Genomic DNA, 1,601 nt, shown 5'->3' with positions numbered 1-1,601 from the left:
CATTTGAAGAAAAACTGGCATCACGTCAGATCCAGTATCGCAAAACCGAAGTCCCAGGGCCCCGCATGATCCAAATCCATGTGGCCGATCCTGATGGAAATCATATTCATATCGACTTCGAGGATACCGATTAACTGGCCAATCCTCGAAATAGTTGGAACGCAAAATAAAGCTCGTTACTTTTCCCAACCATTGATCGAGGTTCTTATTATTTGTTTTCTATGCTTTACGAGCCAACGGTTTTGGGTAGAAAAACACCGATTTGGAGATCAGCATGCCGGACCTCGAAACAAACAAGAAAAACGTCATCGCTTTCTACGAAATGATGTTCAACGAGTGTCGACCTGCCGAGGCCATAGCGACCTTTGTTGGTGAAACCTATACGCAGCACAACCCGCATGTTGGCGACGGCAAGCAAGCCTTTGTCGATTATTTTGAGCGCATGGCTGCCGAACACCCCGGAAAGCGAGTGGACATCAAACGCGCGTTTGCCGAAGACGATCACGTTATTCTGCATTGCCACCAAATCTGGCCCGATGGTCTCGAGTACGCAGGGATCGATATTTTTCGCCTGGATGCTGATGGTAAGGTTGTCGAGCACTGGGATGTTCTTCAGGAAATTCCAGCAAACAGCGCGAATGAAAATGGCATGTTCTGACTTAACCGTTGTGACTACTGTGCATGGAACTTCGAAAGGTCCTGTCGGCTGAGCCACGATAGTCAAAAGTCATAAGTCTGATCCAAGAAACCCGCCGAAGCGTATCTATCAAGAACCTTTTAGAAAGAAGATAAATATGCTCCCGAAGAGTATTCTTGCAGCGACCCTTGGATTATTTGCAGCTACTTCGCTTCAAGCTGGTGTACAAATTCGCTTTATAGAAGGCGCACCCAAGGACCGTTTTGTTCTGACAAATGTCGGAACGTGCGAAGTTGAAGCTTCGACCCTCAAAATCGACTTGTCGCAATCTACCGGACGTCTGATTTTCGACGTTACCGAAAAAGGTGCAGGCGTAGAGGTCTTTCAACCTCTCGAATTCGTTGAGGGTGCGGATGCTCTGCGGCAAATTCCTTCGGTTGTGGACGGGCAAAATACAATTGAACTTGAGATTGCATCCCTTGCAGTCGGGGACAAACTCGCCTTTACCATCGATGTGGATGACACCGTTGGGCAACGCGAAATCACCGTAACAGGGTCGGAGATAGAAGGCGCCACGGTGTCTTATTCCGATGCGGGTAAGACCAGTACTGCAACCTTCTCTTCCGAAGCGCTTGTCAACGTGACGACCAAGGATTGCTGAAAGCAGTCCCGCAATGTCGAATTTGTTGATCCGCATAGCATTTCTTGCGCTCATGTTGGGAGGCGGCATCCTGATCGGGATACTGACCGCACCTGGCGATTGGTATGCGCAGCTTTCTAAACCTGCTTTCAATCCACCAAATTGGATATTTGGCCCGGTCTGGACGGTGCTTTATGTGTTGATCGCCATGGCGGGTTGGCGTCAGTTCGAAACAGACCGAAGCTCGGCTGCCATGAAGCTGTGGTGGGCACAGATGGCTCTGAACTTTTTGTGGTCCCCAACCTTTTTTGTACTGCAACTGCC

General features: G+C 49.1%; 3 protein-coding genes. All 3 read left to right on the top strand.

Features of this window, described 5'->3' with window-relative positions:
* The first annotated feature begins 274 nt into the window (after positions 1–274).
* Positions 275–658, top strand: coding sequence for a nuclear transport factor 2 family protein (locus tag AC2FFA_RS22520; protein ID WP_496853309.1), 384 nt, complete (start codon positions 275–277; stop codon positions 656–658).
* 136 nt (positions 659–794) lie between these two features.
* A complete protein-coding gene (locus AC2FFA_RS22515) occupies positions 795–1,298 on the top strand; it encodes an aggregation factor core (RefSeq protein ID WP_496853308.1) in 504 nt (167 codons plus the stop codon).
* A 13-nt stretch (positions 1,299–1,311) separates the two neighbouring features.
* Positions 1,312–1,601: TspO/MBR family protein (locus tag AC2FFA_RS22510; protein WP_496853307.1), on the top strand; the 290-nt coding region annotated here is incomplete at its 3' end.

The organism is Ruegeria sp. YTSB088 (assembly GCF_059609825.1).
The sequence above is the reverse complement of the archived record's forward strand: the minus strand, read 5'-3'. Positions and strand labels throughout refer to the sequence as shown.

Bases quoted from the DNA above. Each gene is read 5' to 3' on its own strand.
- AC2FFA_RS22520 (WP_496853309.1), top strand. From the start codon at position 275: ATGCCGGACCTCGAAACAAACAAGAAAAACGTCATCGCTTTCTACGAA.
- AC2FFA_RS22515 (WP_496853308.1), top strand. From the start codon at position 795: ATGCTCCCGAAGAGTATTCTTGCAGCGACCCTTGGATTATTTGCAGCT.